This is a genomic window from Mesorhizobium sp. B2-4-13, assembly GCF_006658535.1.
Taxonomy (GTDB): domain Bacteria; phylum Pseudomonadota; class Alphaproteobacteria; order Rhizobiales; family Rhizobiaceae; genus Mesorhizobium; species Mesorhizobium australicum.
Map to the genome: position 1 here is coordinate 560,726 of NZ_VFVB01000002.1, position 18,615 is coordinate 579,340.

Sequence of the window (18,615 nt, forward strand, 5' to 3'; positions counted from 1 at the left end):
CTTCGTCATGGACTTCCCTTTCTTTCGTATGACGAGACCCTTCTGACCGGCCCTATTGCCGGTCAGTCCCGCACTTCTGATCTTTTTGGAGCCTTCAGCTCGCGACGACGGTCACTCGTTCCTAGGACGGTCGCTTGGCGACACTTTCAGGAGGCCACCATCCTTGTTGGCACGCCTTCCACATTCACGTAGTCAACGGTCGAGACGCTGTCGCCAGCCAGTTGCGAAAGTCGCGCGCGCAATTCCTGAACAGGCTCGCCTGAGCTTACCGCGACCCTCTCGAGCCAAACGTCTGGTTTTGCCACGTCAACGCCGAGGTTTTTTGCGAGGTGATATTTGGTGATCCCCCCGACGTATGGAAGGGTCTCGCAAAACTCAATCACCTCCGCCGGCCCATTTGCCCAGGCCAGCTTGAAGCTTTGGAAAAACTCCGACCGGTTCGACATCACCTTGTTGATGGCTTTTCTCTTCCCCGGATGACCGAACGTCTCGCCAACCTCAAAAGCTTTGTCCAAGCGGCTACTACGATGCCGTCAGGCCGTCATCAGCCCCTTAGCCGATCATGCGAGTAAATTCTTTCCTCAACCACACCGCGCTTACTGGCGCCGTGGCCAAGTCTCACGCCAGCCCTGTCTCGAGTGTGGGCATCCTGCGAGTCATAAGTCCCCAGCTCACCATTGTCGTCCTCGGCACCGCGTTCGCGCGCGGCCAACCAATCGGCAAGCTACCAATCTCTTCACCGGCAGCTACCGCGTCGACCGACGCCTGCTTTGAATTGTCGGTCATCAACGAGTCCTCCTGGTATTTCACACAGCGCTTCAGGCCAACGAGAATGCAGACTGAACAGATTTACAAAGGGGCCAGAGCGCTGCGCACCGTGAGTATCTGAAATGTCTTGGATTTTCGCCAAGCTGTTCCGACGCTGATGCTCAAGTTTTTTAAAATGTCGGCTGCCTGGCGCTAGGTGGTCATTCACGTAGTCAGACTGTGTAGCGCTTCAGTACTCGTCGGCCCTCATGATCGTCATGACACGCGACGTGACGTTTCGGTCCGATGGGTCGGGTGAGTGGTACCGGCGACTTAGATCGTAGTAATCGATCTTCCAAACGATCTTGATCTCGCTGATCATCATGACCGCGCAATCGTGCTCACCATAGGGGGCGTTTTCGGGAGAGAGACGGCTGAGATGTCCCTAACCGTCGAGGGACCGATGGCCGATCCCGTCGGTGATGACCATATTTCCGCCGAGGCGATGGATCCTCAGGTCGTCCTTGAGTGATCTGGTCTTGATGACGGTCTCATCGAGAGCTTGGCTAATGTCATTAGCCTCTCCAAAGCGCATATCCGGTTTCCTGGTTTTTCATGATCTTTCCTTTCATGGACTCAGTTCATCCTAAGGCTAGCCCCATCGCCGATCAGTTCGTTGGTTCGAGCCCCTGCGGGGTTAGAGCGTTAATCTGGTTCATTGTAAGAGCCTTACAAGCCGTCGATTTCGGCCAGCACCGAGTTAGCCTTTGCCATGGCGGCGTCGAAAGCGGTCCGGTCGCTGTCTTCATTCCAGACAGCCACAGCTCGCAACGCGCGCAACGCCTTTTCAAGTTCGGCAGCGCGCCAGATGGCGCCTGGCGCGCTTTCGATCACGCGGCCAAAATACGTGCCGTCGCCGTTGACGTACCCACTGAGCGATTCGTTATGCGTTTCGAATGCCGGGTCGCGGTGTTCCCGCCAATGCGATTTGATCATGCGGGCGCGCACGATGCGCTCCGCCTTTTCGAAAGATTCGGCGCGGACGGTGTCGCCGAATTCTCCTTGCTCTTCGTCGTCATCGTTCCACGCTATTAAAAGGGAAAAGTTTTGCAGCTCAGCCATAGTCAAATCCTTTCGCCGTTGAGGTCATGGTCGTTATTTTCTGAACACAGTATTTCCGGCCGGCCACATTGCCGGTCAGTTTAGCCTTCCTATTGTTCGGTGTGGTTAGCCGTCGTCAGGCACAATCAATCAGGGGCAGACTTGTCAGCCGGAAACACTCCCGCACGCCACAATCCTTGCTGACACGTTTTCCAAATCACGTAGTCGACGATCGAGACGCTGTCCCCCGACTGTTTCGACAGTCGTCCGCATAACTCCTGGACCGTTTCACCCGATTGGCTGGCAACTCGTTCCAACCAGACATCGGGCTTTGCCACGTCAACGCCGAGGTTCTTCGCCAGGTGATACTTGGTGATCGCGCCGACGTACGGAAGGGTTTCGCAAAACTCGATCACCTCTGCCGGCCCATTTGCCCAGGCCAGCTTGAAGCTTTGGAAGAGCTCCGACCGGTTCGACATCACCTTGTTGATCGACTTGGCCTTTCCCGGATGCCCGAAAGTGTCTCCCACTTCCCCCGTCCTCACCAGAGAAGGTTTCATCCGGTTCCAGATGTCCTTCGCAACTGTCCACCTCATTCCGCTGTTGAGGATGACGTATGAGACCCTCAGGGCAAAATCAGTTTCGTCCACGGGTGGAGCTTTCGACCTAACCCTTTCCATCGCGTCTGGATCATGTGCGGCGACGATTTTGCGGTAGGCGAGATATTCATCCAGCGTCACCGGCAGAGCCCCGTTCGGGCAATCGGAGACGTCGCAAAGCCGTTCGACTTTCCAATTGAACTCTCCATCATCAGACCCCTCCCCTGCGAAGAAGAATAATTTCGTCCGGATCAATCTGATACGGAACTCTCGGATCGCGGAGCGAGCACCGCGCCCGCTGCAAAACTTTCATCGAATCGGAGTCAAATAACCGGATCGTTCTCGCGGTCATTCGATAGGCAACCGTCCAATGATCGTGGCGACCAGAGAGACCGATGATGGCGACCTGGTTGTCGCCCAAACCCTCACCCAACGCGGTCCAAAGATCGTCGAACCGGCGGATTTTCGACGTCAATGTCGCAGCGATGATTGAAACCTCGAGAACCTCCCGGAGGTACTTGCCGGCAGCCTTGACGAGGGCATGGACGGTCGGAATTTCGATTCCCAACCCGACCGTCTCGTGGGCAGTCACCCGGTTTGTCGTCAGGCTTTCCGACAGGACTTGAAAGAGACCAATCGACTTCCGAAGTCCCAACTCCGGATAAAGAAATCGGACGGCGTTCATGACGCAATAGACACCACACAAGCTATCAAGATCCCCTTGATTGAATGGCTCCAGGATCTTCTCCGCGATCGGCATCCTCAAAATCTGCGCGTGCGAATTCGGTCCACTAACCACTTCGTTTCGGTCAGACATCGTCGCTGTCTCAAATCATTAAAACGATGCGGCGTTGGGCATCGGTGTCGCCGTCGATGTAGGTCTGGGTCATCGACAGAGACCGGTGCCCGGCAAGGAGCTGGACATCGCGAAGGCAACCTCCCGCGCGGTGCGCGGATCGCGCTGCCGTCGTTATGAATGTCCGGCGTCCCGAGTGCGACGAACATCCTTCGAAGTTCAGCTCGTGATAGAGTTCGACAAACCAATTGACGATGCTATTTGGTTTCATGGCGCCGCCGCGGCTTGAGCGGATCACCGGACCGTCGCAACCCTCTTCTCTCAAAAGGGAGAGCGCTCCCTTTAGGCTGGGATGAAGTGGAATTCGGCGTCCGGATTGACGTTTCGCGATCCGATCCTCGATCACGACCAGGTTTCCAATCCTCCCCTTTGGATCGAGGAGCATGGGCCATTCAAGTCCGGCAATTTCACAGGCCCTCAACCCGGCCTTGCAGGAGAGCAAGACGATCACCCGGTCCCGCATTGGGTGTGATGATTTACGCGTATGCGTCAGCATTTTGCGCAACATTGAATCGGTGACGACTTTGGCTTGACGACCGGACATTTTGGTTGCGCTCCACCGAGGGGGTACAACTCAAGATTATAGGCAAATATTCCTATTTTCAAGCCAAAAGGCACCAGAAACCGCTGGTTTTGGGGTTACGACATGGGTTTTGTTGAAGGTCGTCGTGTCTGACGAGATTGTCGGCTTAGGGTCGTTTCAGCAATTCCGCGACATCCACGCCCAGGACTTCGGCCAGCCGGTCAACCACGTCGATGCTCGCGTTGTACACATTGCGTTCCAACGCACTGATATAAGTCCGATCGATCCCTGCCCGGTGCGCAAGTTCCTCTTGTGACAGGCCTTTGGCCTGCCGCAAGGCTCTCAAATTTCGTGCGAAAGCTTCTCGGATCTCCATGGGTCCGAGAGCACTGCCTTGAAGAGTATTTCGCCACGGAGTATTCTCTACAAAAGGAATTCGGAGGCCATGATCTCGTCCGGCGAGCGCTACGAAACCTCTGATCCTGTCCGAACACTCGTAAAGGGACGAACTAATGGAAAAAGCGAGATTGATAAACTTAGAGATTTCGACGAGATTGTCTTTCACTATAAGAGTGCTACCCGAAACTACGCCGTGTCCTCGGGTCGTATGAGCAGAAGGGCATTTTGGTATTTCTACGGGGCGATAGCCATAATCAGCGCAGTATCCCTTTCAATCGATCCCCTGCTCGAAACTGATATATTTTTTCCGCTGACGGTTCTCGTTCACATCGTTCCACATTTCTCGGCACTTGTTCGGCGTTTGCATGACGTGGGATACGCTACCTGGGTTGTCATACCTTGTGTCGTCCCCCCTATCGCATTTGTCTTCGCGGCGATGGCTTCTGAAGAGGGTCCAAACGAGTACGGACCTCAGCCTGCGCCCTATTCGTCCGAGGCGTCGCAAACTCCAACGTTACGCCGCCGCAGGCTCATGAAAGGCAACGAGAAGCCGGCGCTGGCGAACCACCGATCGGGAAGTTGGAACGGTTGGCCGAACTGCGAAACAAGGGCGTCATAACCGACCCTGAATTCGAACAAATGAAGCGCCGCTTGATGGGCGCCACCCCCGTCTAGTGGAGACCGAAGTCCAGCGGAGCTCAACCCGACATCAAAATCACCTCTGGATCACGCTAGTTGTTCCTTCTTCGTTCTTTCTGACAACAGGTTGCCGTGTGCAATGAAAATCACGAAAAGAGATTCTCAGCGAGGCCGATCGCGATGACGGAACAACCTAGGAATATTAGCGAGCCGACAATCAGCTGCCCAAACTGCAACTCGAGCATCAAGCTCAACGAGTCTCTTGCGGCTCCGTTGATTGCGGCGACGCAGGAGGACTACGACGGGCGCCTTGTTCAGAGCAATGCAGCGATAGCCGCCAAGGAAGATGTGCTGAAACGCGAAAGAGCCGATATCGACGCCGCCAAACAAGCGATCGACAATGACGTCGCTGAGAAGCTTCAGATTCAGCGTGGCCGGATAGAAGCTGAGGAAGTTCGTAAGGCCAAGCTGTTGGTCTCGGCCGACTTGCAGGAACGGGATAAGAAGCTAGCTGCGCTCGAGGCTACTTTGCAGGCCAGGGATGAGAAGTTGGCTGAGGCCCAACAGCAGCAGGCGGAGTTCCTGAAACAGCAGCGAGCACTGGATGATGAGCGACGTGAGATCTCACTGACCGTCGAGAAACGTGTCAATGAAGGATTGGATCTTGTGCGCGCCAAGGCCAAGACCGAAGTGAGGACGGCCTGCGGATGAAGGTCGCAGAGAAGGAAGAACACATTGCCGGCATGCAGCGCCGGATCGAGGAGCTGAAGCGTCGTGCCGAACAGGGGTCACAGCAACTCCAAGGCGAGGTGTTAGAGCTGGAGTTGGAGTCTCTGATCGCCGCCAGGTTCCCCGTCGATATTATCGATCCGGTCGCCAAGGGAGAGTTTGGTGGCGATGTGTTGCAACGCGTTGTGGGACCGGCCGGCCAGCCGTGTGGCGCCATCCTTTGGGAATCGAAGCGGACCAAGAGTTGGAGCCAAGGTTGGCTGCCTAAGCTGAGGGCCGACCAGCGAGCCGCCAAGGCCGAAGTAGCCCTGATGATCTCCGAGACCCTCCCCCCAGGCGTGGAGACCTTCGACCTGATTGACGGCATCTACGTGGCAAATCCGTGATGCGCGATACCGATCGCGGTGATGTTGCGTCAATCGCTGATCGAGCTCGCGAACTCTCGCCTCGCCCAGGTCGGTCAGGCCTCCAGGATGGAGTTGGTTTACGGATACCTAACCGGCCCTCGCTTCAGGCAACGAGTCGAAGCCATCGTCGAAAAGTTCTCGGACATGCAGGACGATCTCGCTCGCGAGCGTAAGGCAGCAGTCCGACTGTGGGCTAAACGCGAGGCGCAAATCCAAGGCGTCATCGAGTCCACAGTCGGAATGTATGGCGACCTCCAGGCATTGCAGGCAAGGTGATGCAGGAGATCGAGAGCCTTCAGATTTTGGCGGCAGACGGATCGTCCCACGATGAATGATCTCGGCGCCATTGTCTTGGCTTACCCTGCTGCTCAGGTAGTGAACAAAGCGCCGGTAAGGGACATGTCAACCGCCCGGGTTGGGCTAAATCGCCCATCAGCTTCCCGCCAGCCTCTTGGATATCTCGTCCGATACGGCGTCGGCTGCTGACTGAACAGGACCTTTTGCAAGATGTGCGTACCGTTGGGTTGTGCGAGCCTGGCTATGTCCCAACAGCTTGCCGACAACATACAAGCTCTGGCCGGATGAAACCGCCGAGCTCGCAAAGCTGTGTCTCAGATCGTGCAGTCGAAAGTCGCCCAATTGAGCTCGTTGGCGAACCGCGTCCCATATTTTGCGGATTCCGATCACGTGGCCGGAACCTCGCGATGAAGGGAAGACCCACGGGGAATTTGCGAATCGAGGAATGTTTTTCAGCAAATCTCTCGCTGCGCTGCCGATGTGGAGTTGACGAGCACCCGTCTTGCTGTCCGGCAGCGAGACCAGGGCGTTCTCCAGATCGACCCACTTCCACTGAAGTCCAAGTGCCTCGCTCTTCCGACACCCCGAAAGCAGTAGAAATCGTATAGCAGCTAATGCGAGAGGATTTGCTCCCGCTGATTGCTCGGCGTCGAGGGCCTTTCCGAGTCGTTTGAGCTCCTCACCATTTAGGTAGCGATCGCGAGTGCGCAGGGCGAACTTCTTTATCCCTTTCGTTGGATTGTCTTGACGCAACCCCAAGTCGATAGCGAAGGTCATCATCGACGACAAGAGGTCTAGGGTCCGGTTGGCAGTTCCAGGCCCACCCGTAACAATTGCACGCCCCCTAAAACCCGTCTTTTCGTCCGCCGCGGTCTTTCCAGATCGGACGCCTGAGAAGAACGTCTGAATCTCTGGTTTAGACAGGGAACCAACATCAAGATCGCCCATCAAGGGAATAATGTGACGTGTTGCCGAACTTCGGTCTCGGGCGATGGTGGACGGCTTCTTGTGCGCGGAAGCTTGGTCAGCATAGCGCTCCCAAAGCTGCGAAACGGTTAGTTGCAGCTTTTCGACAGGTTTGTCGGCCGGGTCTATTCCTGTGGCTACCAGGCCTCTGAGACGCATAGCTTCGTCTCGAGCCAAATCCGGCGTCCATGGCTGCCCGTATTCGCCAATTGTGATACGTCGTGGTGCAGGCGATTTTCCGACGCGGTACTGCAGAACGAACACCTTCTTGCCAATTGGAGTGACTTTGACGCCAAATCCCTTCAGCGTGTCGTCCCACCAGAAGCTGTCCTTCTCCGCTCCAACCAACGCGTCGACGGACCTTTTGGTTACCCGTATTTTCACGACCATCATCCTCTTTCAGTAATCACATAGTAATCAAAAAGTGAGGAATGACAAGGCGACAGGGGGAAATCAAGAGGTAGGTCCGGCAGACTTAGTGTCTGTATTTCAGTATCTTATGGACGAGGAGGGAAATCGCGAGATGCCTGAGCGTGGTTTTGACATTGCAGGGGTCACAGGTTCAATCCCTGTCACGCCCACCATCCAACCCAGATATTCGGACCTTGCATCAATACGCGAGCGTCTTGGCGCTCACCGGAATGGACGACGGGTGATCCGATCGCGAAACGCGTTTTAGGCCCCCGCGACAGCACACAGGCTTTTCATCCGCGAAATGGCAAGGTCGGGGTCGGCCAGCAATCCTGCCTGGTCGGCGAGGCGAAAGACGTCGGCATAATGGCGAATGCCGCGCGCCGACTGCATGCCGCCGACCATCGAGAAATGGTCCTGGTGGCCATTGAGCCAGGCCATGAAGACAATGCCGGCCTTGTAATATTCAGTCGGCGCCTCGAAGATTTTCCGTGACAGCGGCACGGTCGGCGCCATCAGCGCGTCGTAGCCGGCACGATCGCCGGCAGCCAGCTTCGCCAGCGCGGCATTGGCGACCGGTGCGATCGCGTCGAAAATGCCGAGCAGCGCATGCGAGTGCCGCTTGCCGTCTCCGGCGATCAGCTCGGGATAATTGAAGTCGTCGCCGGTAAACATCATCACGCCGTCCGGCAGGCGGTTCCTGAGCGCCACTTCCTTGCCGGCGTCGAGCAGCGATATCTTGATACCTTCGACCTTGCCGGCATTGCGCTCCATGATGGCGATCACCGTATCGAGCGCGGTCTCGAAATCGTCACTGCCCCAGTAGCGCTTCAAGGTCGGATCGAACATGTCGCCCAGCCAGTGCAGGATGACCTTGCCGGAGGCCTGGCCCAATATGCGGTCGTAAACCAGGGCGTAATCGTCCGGCCCCTTCGCCACGGCCGCCAGCGCGCGGCTGGCCATCATGATCCCCTTGCCGCCCTGGCCTTCGATGAAAGCGAACTGCTCCTCATAGGCGGCGACCACGTCGTCGACCGTCCGGGCGTTCGACGGCGCCAGATGGTCGGTGCCCGCACCCGAGGCGAGATCTGCGCCAGCGACGGTCCGCGCCTCCGCGATTGAACGGCGGATCAATTCCTGCGCATTCGTCCAATCGAAACCCATGCCGCGCTGCGACGTGTCCATTGCCTCGGCGATGCGGAAGCCGAGCCGCCATAGATGATGACGAAACGCCATCGTCCTGTCCCAATCGACAACGGGCCGCGACCATGGATCTGTCATTCCCAGCGGATCGGCGACGACATGCGCGGCGGCATAGGCGATGCGCGAAAACCGCACGCCGATCACCGGCTGGACCGGCTGTCCGACAAGGGCGTAGGGTGTGCTGCGGCCACCCTCGCCAGGCAAGGCAATGTCCATGGACGTCTCCCTTCGCAGCCCATATAAATGGAACGTTCCAATAAATCAAGAAACTTTAGGATTCGAACTGGCCAGCCTAGGCCAATGCTGCACTGCAAACGGAAGGGCCTTGGATGTCCTATTAAGGGCCTTGGATGTCCTATTATTTGACCACCTATGACGACTTCTTTTTGATCGGGAAAAATCCCGATTGACTCATCCAGGAAACAAAGATTAGAACGTTCCAATAGAATTCGATTGAAAACCGGGGAGGATATTTGGATGGCCAGCCGGGCGAAGGCGACGATCTTCGACATCGCCCGCGAAGCGGGCGTGTCCAAATCGACCGTGTCACTCGTGCTCCAGGGCAGCGGCCTGATCCGCCCCGAAACCGCGGTCAAGGTGCGCAAGGCGATCGAGGATGTCGGCTATGTCTACAACCGCGGCGCCGCCAATCTGCGCAAGGCCCACTCCAACGTCATCGGCATGGTCATCAACGACCTCACCAACCCGTTCTTCGCCGAGCTGGCGGTCGGCATGGAGCGGGTCTTCCAGTCGGCCGGCATCGTGCCCTTCATCGCCAACACGGCCGAAAATCCGGTGCGCCAGGAAGAAGTGCTGAAGTCTATGATGGAACAGGGCGTCGCCGGACTCATCGTTTCCCCGGCGCGCGGCACGACGCCAGGGGCGTTCCGGCGGCTGGAAATAGCCGGTCTGCCGATTGCTTTCGCCATGCGCCGGCTGCCTGAAAGCCGCATTCCGGTGATTGCTCCCGACAATCATCGGGGCGCCTATCTCGCGACCTCGCATCTGGTCGGCAAGGGGCATCGCCGCCTGGCGTTCTTCGGCGGCTCGTCCGACCTCGTCGTCTATCATGAGCGCCTGGGCGGCTTTCGCGAGGCCTGCGAGACGCTCGGCATCGACGTCCGCGACGCGCTCATCATAGAGGGCGAGACCAATCGCAAGGGCGGCATGGCCTGCCTGGAAACGTCGCTCGCAATGGCCGAGCCGCCAAGCGCGGCCCTTTGCTTCAACGATGCCGTTGCCTTTGGCGTCATGCTGGCGCTGCGCAAGCGCGGACTTGAGCCGGGCGCGGATTTCGCTGTCGTCGGCTTCGACGATGTGGTCGAGGCCGAACATTATATGCCGCCGCTGACCAGCGTAGCGGTGGACTCCGCCGGTCTCGGCGAACGCGCGGCCCATGTCATGATCAAGATGATCCAGTCGCGCACCACGCGGGCCGAGGATCATATCGGCGCTGTCAATCTCGTGGTCAGGGAAAGCTGCGGCCCGGATCGCCGCACGCGAAAAAGGCCCGCGGCAACGGGAGCCGCGACATGAGCGTCAAGTGGGGGCTGATCGGCGCCAGCACGATCGCCCGGCAATTCATGATCGACGCCATTCGCGCGCAACCCGATGGCGAGATATCAGCGGTGATGAGCTCCAACCCCGAACGCGCCACGGTCTATGCAAGGGAAAATAGCATTCCAGCCGCCGTGTCGAATCTCGATGCCTTGCTCGGATCCGACATCGACTCCGTCTACATCTCGACCACCAATGAACTGCATTTCGAACAGGCGCTGGCCGCCGCCAAGGCGGGAAAGCATGTGCTGTGCGAGAAGCCGCTGGCGCTGACCAGCGACGACGCGCGCAAGATGGTCGCTGCGGCCAAGGCGGCTGGCGTCGTGCTCGGTACCAATCATCATCTGCGCAATGCCGGCGCGCACCGTGCCATGCGCGACGCCGTTGCCGCAGGCCGCATCGGCAACCCCATTGCCGCGCGTGTCTTCCATTCCGTCTACCTGCCCGAAAACCTGCAGGGCTGGCGCATCGCCAGGCCCGAGGCGGGCGGCGGGGTGGTGCTCGATATCACCGTGCACGATGCCGACACGCTGCGCTTCGTGCTTGGCGACGATCCAGTCGAGGTTTCCGCTTTCACCCAATCCGCCGGCATGGCCGGCAGCGGGCTGGAAGATGGCGCCATGTGCGTCTGGCGCTTCAAATCGGGCCTTATCGCGCAATCGCATGAGGGATTCACCACCAGGTTTGCCGACACCGGCTTCGAGGTGCACGGCTCGCAGGGCTCGCTCATCGCCCGCGATGTGATGACGCAGAAGCCGGCCGGCTCGGTCCTCCTGCGCACAGCCAGCGGCGAAGAACAGTTGAGCTTCGACCGCGAGGACCTCTACGCCAGGTCGGTACGCGGGTTCCATGCCGCGGTCCGTGGCGAGGGCCAGCCTTCCGCCACCGGCGAGGACGGCATCTGGTCGCTCGCCTCGGCCGAGGCGGCATTGCAATCGGCGGCTTCCGGCAGGACCGTCAAGATCGACCCGAAACTCGGGAGCATGAATTGAGCAAGGTCGTCTCATCGGCGCAGGCCGCCAGCCTGATCAAGGACGGCATGGTCGTCTCGGTGTCCTCGTCGAGCGGCCTCGGCTGTCCGGACGCGGTGCTCGCCGCGATTGGCGAACGCTTCGATGGCGAGGGCCATCCGAAGGATATCACCACGCTGCACCCGATCGCCGCCGGCGACATGTATGGCATCAAGGGCATCGATCATCTGGCGAAGCCCGGCCTCTTGAAGCGTACGCTGTGCGGCTCCTATCCGTCAGGTCCCTCCTCCGCCGAGCCGCCGCAAATCTGGAAGATGATCGGCGACAATGCGGTTGCCGCCTATAACGTGCCGTCCGGCATCCTGTTCGACATGCACCGAGAGGCCGCCGCCAAGCGACCGGGCGTGCTGACCAAGGTCGGCCTCGACACTTTCGCCGACCCGCGCCACCAGGGCTGCGCCATGAACGCCGCCGCCGCCGAGCCGATCGTGTCGGTGCAGCAATTCGACGGCGAAGAATGGCTCTACTTCCGCGCGATCGTGCCGCAGGTCTCGATCATCCGTGCCACCACGGCTGACGAGCGCGGCAACCTTACCTACGAGCATGAGGGGGCCTATCTCGGCGGGCTGGAGCAGGCGCTCGCCGCCCGCAACAATGGCGGCATCGTCATCGCGCAGGTCAAACGCGTCGTCGAGAACGGCACGTTGAAGCCGCATGATGTGCGCGTGCCGGGCGTGCTGGTCGACCATATCGTCATTGCGCCGGATCAGTTGCAGACGACGCTGACGCCCTACGATCCCGCAATCTCCGGCGAGATCTTCCGGCCGCTGTCGAGCTTCCGCAATGCCAAGATGAATGTCCAAAAGGTGATCGCGCGCCGGGTCGCCATGGAGCTTCGCGACGGCATGGCCGTCAACATCGGCTTCGGCATTTCGGCCAACGTGCCGCGTATTCTTCTGGAAGAAGGCCAGCACGGCAAGGTCACCTGGGTGATCGAACAGGGCGCGGTCGGCGGCGTGCCGTTGCTCGACTTCAAGTTCGGCTGCGCCTCCAACGCCGAGGCGATCATGCCCTCGCCGCACCAGTTCATCTATTTCCAGGCCGGTGGCTTCGACGCTTCGCTGCTCTCCTTCCTGCAGATCGACCGCCACGGCTCGGTCAACGTGTCCAGGCTTTCGGCGCGGCCGCATGTCACCGCCGGCGCCGGCGGCTTCGTCGACATCACGTCACGGGCGAAGAAGATCGTTTTTTCCGGCTTCTTCAATGCCGGAGCAAAGCTGTCGCTCGCCAATGGCGGCATCCGCATCGACGCGGAAGGCAAGGTCAAGAAAGTCGTCGAGGAGGTCGAGCACATCTCCTTCTCCGGCAAGCGCGCCGTCGCGCAGGGACAGGACATCACCTATGTCACCGAGCGCTGCGTCATGAAGTTGACGCCCGATGGGCTGATGGTGACGGAACTGGCGCCGGGCATCGACCTCGAGCGCGATGTGCTGGCGCAGGCCGAGATCCCGCTCAATGTAGCCAACGACCTCAAGGTGACGCCGGCGGCGCTCTACCAGGATCGGCCGGTCGGCCTGTCGCTCAATGGCGGCGCCTTGCTCGGAGGCGCGCATGGCTGAGCATCTCGTCACCTTCGAGCAGGATGGCGCGATCGGCATTGTCACCTTGCGCCGTCCGGAAAAATTCAACGCGCTCGATATCCCGATGCTGCGCGCGCTGGAAGCGGCGCTGGACGAGGCGGAAAGCGCTCAGGAGGTCCGCGTCGTCCTCATATGCGGCCAAGGCAAGGGGTTTTGCGCCGGCGGCGACGTCGAGGCCTGGGGGAGCATGAGCGCCGCCGATTTCCAGGTGCAATGGGTGCGCTACGGCCACCGTGTCTTCGACCGGCTGGCGCGGCTGCGGCAACCGACCATCGCCGTTCTGTCCGGTCATGCGCTCGGCGGCGGGCTGGAACTGGCTGTGGCTTGTGATTTCCGCGTCGCGGAAACGCAGGTGAAGCTCGGCTTCCCCGAGACCTCGATCGGCGTTGTCCCCGGCTGGTCCGGCACGCAGCGCGCGGTGCGTCGCTTCGGCGCCCAGACGGTGCGTCGAATGGCTGTCGGTGGCGAGATTTTCCTGGCGCCGGAAGCGCTTGCGCTGGGTATCGTCGACCGCGTCGTCGAAACCGGCAAGGCGTCGGATGAAGCCAGGATCTGGGCTGAAAAAATCGCCGAACGCGGACCGCTGGCCACCGAAGCCGCCAAGCTGATGATTGCGGTGGCGGAAGGCGAGGAAAGTGCCGCTGCAACAGAAGCCTTGGCCAGCGGCTTCATGGCGCTCACCGGCGATCTCAAGGCCGGCGTCGGCTCCTTCAAGACCAAGCAGAAGCCCGTGTTTTCGCGTTCGTAGGACAGAGTGGAAATCACATGAATGCACCTCTGAAGATTTCCATGCCTGCCGAGGCCTCCGTGGCCCCCAAGGCATACAAGCTTCTGATCGACGGCAAGCATGTCGATGCCCGCGATGGCCGCATGCTGGAACGCAAGAGCCCCGGCCACGGCTTCATGGTTTCACACTATGCTCAGGCGGGTGCCGCCGAAGTGGAAGCCGCGGTGCAGGCGGCGCACAGGGCCTTCGAGACCGGCCCCTGGCCGCGCATGCAAGCGTCCGAACGCGCCGCGATCCTGCTTAAGGCAGCCGACCTGATCGAGATCCGGCTGGAAGACATCGCCCGGCTCGATGCGCTGGAATCCGGCAAGCCGATCGCCCAGGCGCGCGGCGAGATCGGCGGCGCCGTCGACATCTGGCGCTATGCCGCCTCACTGGCCCGCACGTTGCACGGCGAAAGCTACGCCAATCTCGGCGATGCCATGCTGGGCGTCGTCCTGCGTGAGCCGATCGGCGTCGTCTCGATCATCACGCCGTGGAATTTCCCGTTCCTCATCGTCAGCCAGAAACTGCCTTTCGCGCTCGCCGCCGGCTGCACGGCCGTGGTCAAGCCAAGTGAAATGACGTCGGCCTCGACCTTCGTGCTTGGCGATATTCTGTTGGAAGCCGGCGTTCCCGCTGGCGTCGTCAATATCCTCGCCGGTCTCGGCGCCGATGTCGGCGCGCCGATGGTCAGCCATCCCCTGGTCGAGATGGTTTCGTTCACCGGTTCCACTCGTGTCGGCAAGATGACCATGGCTGCGGCCTCGAATTCCCTTAAGAAGGTTTCGATGGAACTCGGCGGCAAGAACGGCCAGATCGTCTTCCCCGATGCCGATCTTAAAGCCGCTGCCGATGCTGCGGTATTCGGCGGCTTCTTCAACGCCGGCGAGTGCTGCAATGCCGGCAGCCGGCTAATCGTGCATGAGGCGATCGCCGACGACTTCCTGGGCGCCGTGAAGGCATTGACCGCCAGGGTAACCGTGGGCGATCCGCTCGATGACCTAACCAAGGTCGGCGCGATGATTTCGTCCGACCATCTGGCCAAGGTGACGGGTTACGTCGCGGCTGCCGCTAGTGAAGGCGGCAGTATCTACAGCGGCGGCGGGCAACGCCCTTCCAATGCCGGCCAATATCTCGATCCGACGATCTTACGCAACGTCACCGAAAACATGACGGTCGCGCGCGAGGAAGTGTTCGGGCCGGTGCTCTCGGTACTGACTTTTGAATCGATTGAAAAGGCGTTGCGCATCGCCAACAACACGCCCTATGGTCTGTCGGCGGGTGTGTGGAGCGCCTGCATCGACACCTGCATGTCGGTGGCGCGGGGCGTGCGTTCGGGGACTGTCTGGGTGAACACGTTCATGGAAGGTTATCCAGAACTGCCGTTCGGCGGCTACAAGCAGTCGGGCCTGGGCCGCGAACTCGGCAAGCGCGCTGTTGAGGACTATACAGAGGAAAAGACAATCCAGTTTCATCGCGGCCAGCGCACCGGTTGGTGGGTCGGCTGAGTTGGGAAGAACCCGGTGGGCTGCCACCGGTCGTGTAATGCAACAAGGGAGGAAGTACATGTTGCGCAAACTGCTTATCGGAACGGCGCTCGCTTCGGGCCTGGCTTTCGCGGCCCATGCCGAGGACGTCAAGGAAGTGCAGATGCTGCATTGGTGGACGTCGGGCGGCGAAGCAGCTGCTCTCAACGTGCTCAAGGGCGATCTGGCCAAGGAAGGCTATGCCTGGAAGGACGTTCCCGTGGCCGGCGGCGGCGGCGATGCCGCCATGACCGCGCTGAAGGCGATGGTCGCGGCCGGCAACTATCCGACCGCCTCGCAGATGCTCGGCTACACCGTGCTCGACTATGCCGCTGCCGGCGTGATGGGCGACCTCACAGAGACGGCGAAGAAGGAAGGCTGGGACAAGTCGGTTCCGGCCGCGCTGCAGAAGTTCTCCGTCTATGACGGCAAGTGGGTTGCCGCTCCGGTCAACGTCCACTCCGTCAACTGGCTGTGGATCAACAAGGCGGTGATGGACAAGATCGGCGGCACCGAGCCTAAGACCTTCGACGATTTCATCGCCCTGCTCGACAAGGCCAAGGCGGCTGGGGTCACCCCGCTCGCGCTTGGTGGCCAGAACTGGCAGGAAGCGACCATGTTCGATTCCGTCGTGCTGTCGACCGGCGGACCTGAGTTCTACAAGAAGGCGATGAACGACCTCGACGACGCGTCGCTCAAGTCCGACACGATGAAGAAGTCGTTCGACAATCTGGCCAAGCTCGTCACCTATGTCGACCCGAACTTCTCTGGCCGCGACTGGAACCTGGCCACCGCGATGGTCATCAAGGGCGATGCGCTGGTGCAGGTCATGGGCGACTGGGCCAAGGGCGAGTTCCACGCCGCCAACAAGACACCGGGTACGGACTTCCTCTGCTATCGCTTCCCGGGCACCGACGGCTCGGTGATCTACAACTCCGACATGTTCGGCATGTTCAACGTTCCGGACGACCGCAAGGCCGCCCAGATCGCTCTGGCCACCGCCACCTTGTCGAAGAGCTTCCAGTCGGCCTTCAACGTCGTCAAGGGTTCGGTTCCGGCCCGCACCGACGTGCCTGACACCGACTTCGACGCTTGCGGCAAGAAGGGTATCGCCGACCTGAAGAAGGCCAATGAAGGCGGCACGCTGTTCGGCTCGCTGGCCCAGGGCTATGGCGCGCCTCCGGCTGTCGCCAATGCCTACAAGGACGTCATCTCGAAGTTTGTCCACGGTCAGATCAAGACCTCGGACGAAGCCGTGACCGAACTGGTCAAGGCGATCGACGACGCCAAGTAAGCGCCGGCCACAAACACCTTCCCCGCTCCGGCGGGGAAGGTTTCCGGTCCGTGAGGCCGATCGGCCGGATGCCGACGGGAGGAACCCCATGAGCAGTGTAGCGACAACCCAGATCAAGCTGACGCCGGAGCGGTCGCGCACCTCGGTGCGCTCGCGCCTGCAGGATGCCTTGCCCAAGATCGTGCTGGCGCCGAGCTTCGCCATCACCATCGTCTTCGTCTACGGCTTCATCCTGTGGACGATCTATCTGTCCTTCACCAACTCCAAGACCTTCCCGTCCTATGCCATAACAGGCGCACGCGCCTATCAGCGATTGTGGGGCTGGACCTTCGACACCGACCCGCCATCGAGCTGGTACACGTCGATCACCAATATGGGCATTTTCGGTTTTCTCTACATCTTGATCTGCCTGGCGCTCGGCCTGTTCCTGGCCATCCTGCTCGATCAGAAGATTCGCGGCGAAGGCGTTTTGCGCCCCATCTACCTCTATCCGATGGCGCTCTCCTTCATCGTCACCGGCGTTGCCTGGAAATGGTTCCTCGACCCCGGCCTCGGTCTTGAACAGACGCTGCATCAATGGGGCTGGACGAGCTTCCATTTCGACTGGATCAAGAACAAGGATTTCGTCATCTACACCGTGGTCATCGCCGGCGTCTGGCAGGCCTCCGGCTTCATCATGGCGATGTTCCTGGCCGGCCTGCGCGGTATTGACGGCGAGATCATGAAGGCGGCGCAGATCGACGGCGCCACCACCTTCCAGCTCTATCGCCGCATCGTCATTCCGCTCTTGCGGCCGATCTTCCTGTCGGCCTTCATCGTGCTCGCGCACCTAGCCATCAAATCCTACGACCTGGTCGTGGCACTGACCAGCGGCGGCCCCGGCGGCTCGGCCTGGCTGCCGTCCAACTTCATGTATGAATACACCTTCAAGCGCAACGAAATGGCGGTCGGTTCGGCAAGCGCCGTGATCATGCTGATGACCATCGTCGCCATCATCGTGCCCTATCTCTATTCCGAACTTAGGGAGAAATCGCGATGAGCGCCGTGACCACTCCCGCCCGCCGGGCCAGCGGCGGCGTCAACGTCAAGATTGTCAACCGCATCGTCATCTACGGGCTTCTGGCGCTGTTCGCGCTGTTCTACCTGATGCCGCTGTTCGTCATGCTGGTGACCTCGTTCAAGACCATGGACGAGATCCAGAACGGCAACATGCTGGCGCTGCCAAAGGCGCCGACCTTCGACCCCTGGCTGAAGGCCTGGGGTGAGACCTGCGTAGGCCTCACCTGCGCCGGCATCAAGGGCTATTTCTGGAACTCCATAAAGATGGTGGTTCCGGCCGTGCTGATCTCGACCATGCTCGGCGCGCTCAATGGCTACGTGCTGACCAAATGGCGTTTTCGCGGCGCGACCCTGGTGTTCGGGCTGATGCTGTTTGCCTGCTTCATCCCGTTCCAGTCGGTACTGTTGCCGATGGCGACGATCCTGGGCAGCCTCGGACGGTTCGGCGTGTCGCTGCAGAACACGGTCGGAACCAGCTTCGGCCTCGGCAACCCGACGGTGAACCTGGTGTTCGTCCACGTCGTCTACGGCATCGGCTTCACCACGCTGTTCTTCCGCAACTATTACGAGGCGTTCCCGACCGAACTGGTCAAGGCCGCGCAGGTCGACGGCGCCTCCTTCTTCCAGATCTTTCGGCGCATCATGCTGCCGAATTCGATGCCGATCTTCGTCGTCACCGTCATCTATCAGTTCACGAACATCTGGAACGACTTCCTGTTCGCCTCCGCCTATGCCGGCACCGGCGACGCCATGCCGATGACGGTGGCGCTCAACAACGTCGTCAACACCTCGACAGGCGTCGTCGAATACAACGTCAACATGGCGGCCGCGATGATCGCGGCACTGCCCACCCTTCTCGTCTACGTGCTCGCCGGCCGCTATTTCGTGCGTGGCCTGATGGCGGGCGCGGTCAAAGGATAAC

At 60.1% G+C, this 18,615-nt stretch carries 16 protein-coding genes and 1 pseudogene; 9 read left to right on the forward strand and 8 right to left on the reverse strand.

Features of this window, described 5'->3' with window-relative positions; genetic code table 11:
• Positions 1-146: 146 nt before the first annotated feature.
• From FJ936_RS06785 to FJ936_RS06815, 6 genes are all read right to left on the reverse strand, one after another.
• Positions 147-515 (reverse strand): hypothetical protein, encoded by a 369-nt coding sequence (locus tag FJ936_RS06785; protein ID WP_141906293.1) that lies wholly within the window; start codon positions 513-515, stop codon positions 147-149.
• Positions 516-1,476: 961 nt separating this feature from the next.
• Positions 1,477-1,869 (reverse strand): hypothetical protein, encoded by a 393-nt coding sequence (locus FJ936_RS06795; RefSeq protein WP_141906294.1) that lies wholly within the window; start codon positions 1,867-1,869, stop codon positions 1,477-1,479.
• Between the two features lie 125 nt (positions 1,870-1,994).
• Positions 1,995-2,702 (reverse strand): hypothetical protein, encoded by a 708-nt coding sequence (locus tag FJ936_RS06800; RefSeq protein WP_181763107.1) that lies wholly within the window; start codon positions 2,700-2,702, stop codon positions 1,995-1,997.
• Positions 2,659-3,264 (reverse strand): hypothetical protein, encoded by a 606-nt coding sequence (locus FJ936_RS06805; RefSeq protein WP_141906296.1) that lies wholly within the window; start codon positions 3,262-3,264, stop codon positions 2,659-2,661. The genes FJ936_RS06800 and FJ936_RS06805 overlap by 44 nt, the downstream gene beginning before the upstream one ends.
• A gap of 10 nt (positions 3,265-3,274) precedes the next feature.
• Entirely contained in the window at positions 3,275-3,847 is a 573-nt protein-coding gene (locus FJ936_RS06810; protein WP_141906297.1) for a site-specific integrase, read from the reverse strand.
• A gap of 145 nt (positions 3,848-3,992) precedes the next feature.
• Positions 3,993-4,202: a helix-turn-helix transcriptional regulator gene (locus tag FJ936_RS06815; protein ID WP_141906298.1), complete on the reverse strand. Its 210-nt coding sequence runs from the start codon at positions 4,200-4,202 to the stop codon at positions 3,993-3,995.
• An 863-nt stretch (positions 4,203-5,065) separates the two neighbouring features.
• On the opposite strand from FJ936_RS06815, the pseudogene FJ936_RS06830 reads away from it, so the two are divergent.
• A pseudogene (locus tag FJ936_RS06830) lies at positions 5,066-6,335 on the forward strand (DUF2130 domain-containing protein).
• Positions 6,336-6,432: 97 nt separating this feature from the next.
• On the opposite strand, the gene FJ936_RS06835 reads toward FJ936_RS06830, so the two are convergent.
• The gene (locus tag FJ936_RS06835) at positions 6,433-7,647 is read right to left on the reverse strand and encodes a site-specific integrase (RefSeq protein ID WP_181763109.1); all 1,215 of its coding nucleotides are present in this window, start codon (positions 7,645-7,647) and stop codon (positions 6,433-6,435) included.
• Positions 7,648-7,938: 291 nt separating this feature from the next.
• Positions 7,939-9,093: a dihydrodipicolinate synthase family protein gene (locus tag FJ936_RS06840; protein ID WP_140789018.1), complete on the reverse strand. Its 1,155-nt coding sequence runs from the start codon at positions 9,091-9,093 to the stop codon at positions 7,939-7,941.
• A 261-nt stretch (positions 9,094-9,354) separates the two neighbouring features.
• On the opposite strand from FJ936_RS06840, the gene FJ936_RS06845 reads away from it, so the two are divergent.
• The 8 genes from FJ936_RS06845 (at position 9,355) to FJ936_RS06880 (ending at position 18,614) form a co-directional block, all read left to right on the forward strand.
• A complete protein-coding gene (locus FJ936_RS06845; protein WP_141906301.1) occupies positions 9,355-10,413 on the forward strand; it encodes a LacI family DNA-binding transcriptional regulator in 1,059 nt (352 codons plus the stop codon).
• Positions 10,410-11,426: a Gfo/Idh/MocA family oxidoreductase gene (locus FJ936_RS06850; RefSeq protein WP_140789014.1), complete on the forward strand. Its 1,017-nt coding sequence runs from the start codon at positions 10,410-10,412 to the stop codon at positions 11,424-11,426. The genes FJ936_RS06845 and FJ936_RS06850 overlap by 4 nt, the downstream gene beginning before the upstream one ends.
• Entirely contained in the window at positions 11,423-13,024 is a 1,602-nt protein-coding gene (locus FJ936_RS06855; protein ID WP_140789012.1) for an acyl CoA:acetate/3-ketoacid CoA transferase, read from the forward strand. The genes FJ936_RS06850 and FJ936_RS06855 overlap by 4 nt, the downstream gene beginning before the upstream one ends.
• The gene (locus FJ936_RS06860; RefSeq protein WP_140789010.1) at positions 13,017-13,793 is read left to right on the forward strand and encodes an enoyl-CoA hydratase/isomerase family protein; all 777 of its coding nucleotides are present in this window, start codon (positions 13,017-13,019) and stop codon (positions 13,791-13,793) included. Before FJ936_RS06855 ends, FJ936_RS06860 begins: the two co-directional genes overlap by 8 nt.
• A gap of 17 nt (positions 13,794-13,810) precedes the next feature.
• Positions 13,811-15,322, forward strand: a complete 1,512-nt coding sequence (locus FJ936_RS06865; RefSeq protein ID WP_141906302.1) for an aldehyde dehydrogenase family protein — start codon at positions 13,811-13,813, stop codon at positions 15,320-15,322.
• A gap of 58 nt (positions 15,323-15,380) precedes the next feature.
• A complete protein-coding gene (locus FJ936_RS06870) occupies positions 15,381-16,634 on the forward strand; it encodes an ABC transporter substrate-binding protein (RefSeq protein WP_140789006.1) in 1,254 nt (417 codons plus the stop codon).
• 88 nt (positions 16,635-16,722) lie between these two features.
• Positions 16,723-17,673: a sugar ABC transporter permease gene (locus FJ936_RS06875; RefSeq protein ID WP_015315823.1), complete on the forward strand. Its 951-nt coding sequence runs from the start codon at positions 16,723-16,725 to the stop codon at positions 17,671-17,673.
• A complete protein-coding gene (locus FJ936_RS06880; protein WP_140713381.1) occupies positions 17,670-18,614 on the forward strand; it encodes a carbohydrate ABC transporter permease in 945 nt (314 codons plus the stop codon). Before FJ936_RS06875 ends, FJ936_RS06880 begins: the two co-directional genes overlap by 4 nt.
• The last annotated feature ends 1 nt before the right edge of the window (position 18,615 follow it).

Excerpts from the sequence above, each read along its gene's own strand:
- FJ936_RS06795 (WP_141906294.1), bottom strand. The coding sequence starts at position 1,869 with ATGGCTGAGCTGCAAAACTTTTCCCTTTTAATAGCGTGGAACGATGAC.
- FJ936_RS06805 (WP_141906296.1), bottom strand. The coding sequence starts at position 3,264 with ATGTCTGACCGAAACGAAGTGGTTAGTGGACCGAATTCGCACGCGCAG.
- FJ936_RS06810 (WP_141906297.1), bottom strand. The coding sequence starts at position 3,847 with ATGTCCGGTCGTCAAGCCAAAGTCGTCACCGATTCAATGTTGCGCAAA.
- FJ936_RS06815 (WP_141906298.1), bottom strand. The coding sequence starts at position 4,202 with ATGGAGATCCGAGAAGCTTTCGCACGAAATTTGAGAGCCTTGCGGCAG.
- FJ936_RS06840 (WP_140789018.1), bottom strand. The coding sequence starts at position 9,093 with ATGGACATTGCCTTGCCTGGCGAGGGTGGCCGCAGCACACCCTACGCC.
- FJ936_RS06845 (WP_141906301.1), top strand. The coding sequence starts at position 9,355 with ATGGCCAGCCGGGCGAAGGCGACGATCTTCGACATCGCCCGCGAAGCG.
- FJ936_RS06850 (WP_140789014.1), top strand. The coding sequence starts at position 10,410 with ATGAGCGTCAAGTGGGGGCTGATCGGCGCCAGCACGATCGCCCGGCAA.
- FJ936_RS06860 (WP_140789010.1), top strand. The coding sequence starts at position 13,017 with ATGGCTGAGCATCTCGTCACCTTCGAGCAGGATGGCGCGATCGGCATT.
- FJ936_RS06865 (WP_141906302.1), top strand. The coding sequence starts at position 13,811 with ATGAATGCACCTCTGAAGATTTCCATGCCTGCCGAGGCCTCCGTGGCC.
- FJ936_RS06870 (WP_140789006.1), top strand. The coding sequence starts at position 15,381 with ATGTTGCGCAAACTGCTTATCGGAACGGCGCTCGCTTCGGGCCTGGCT.
- FJ936_RS06875 (WP_015315823.1), top strand. The coding sequence starts at position 16,723 with ATGAGCAGTGTAGCGACAACCCAGATCAAGCTGACGCCGGAGCGGTCG.
- FJ936_RS06880 (WP_140713381.1), top strand. The coding sequence starts at position 17,670 with ATGAGCGCCGTGACCACTCCCGCCCGCCGGGCCAGCGGCGGCGTCAAC.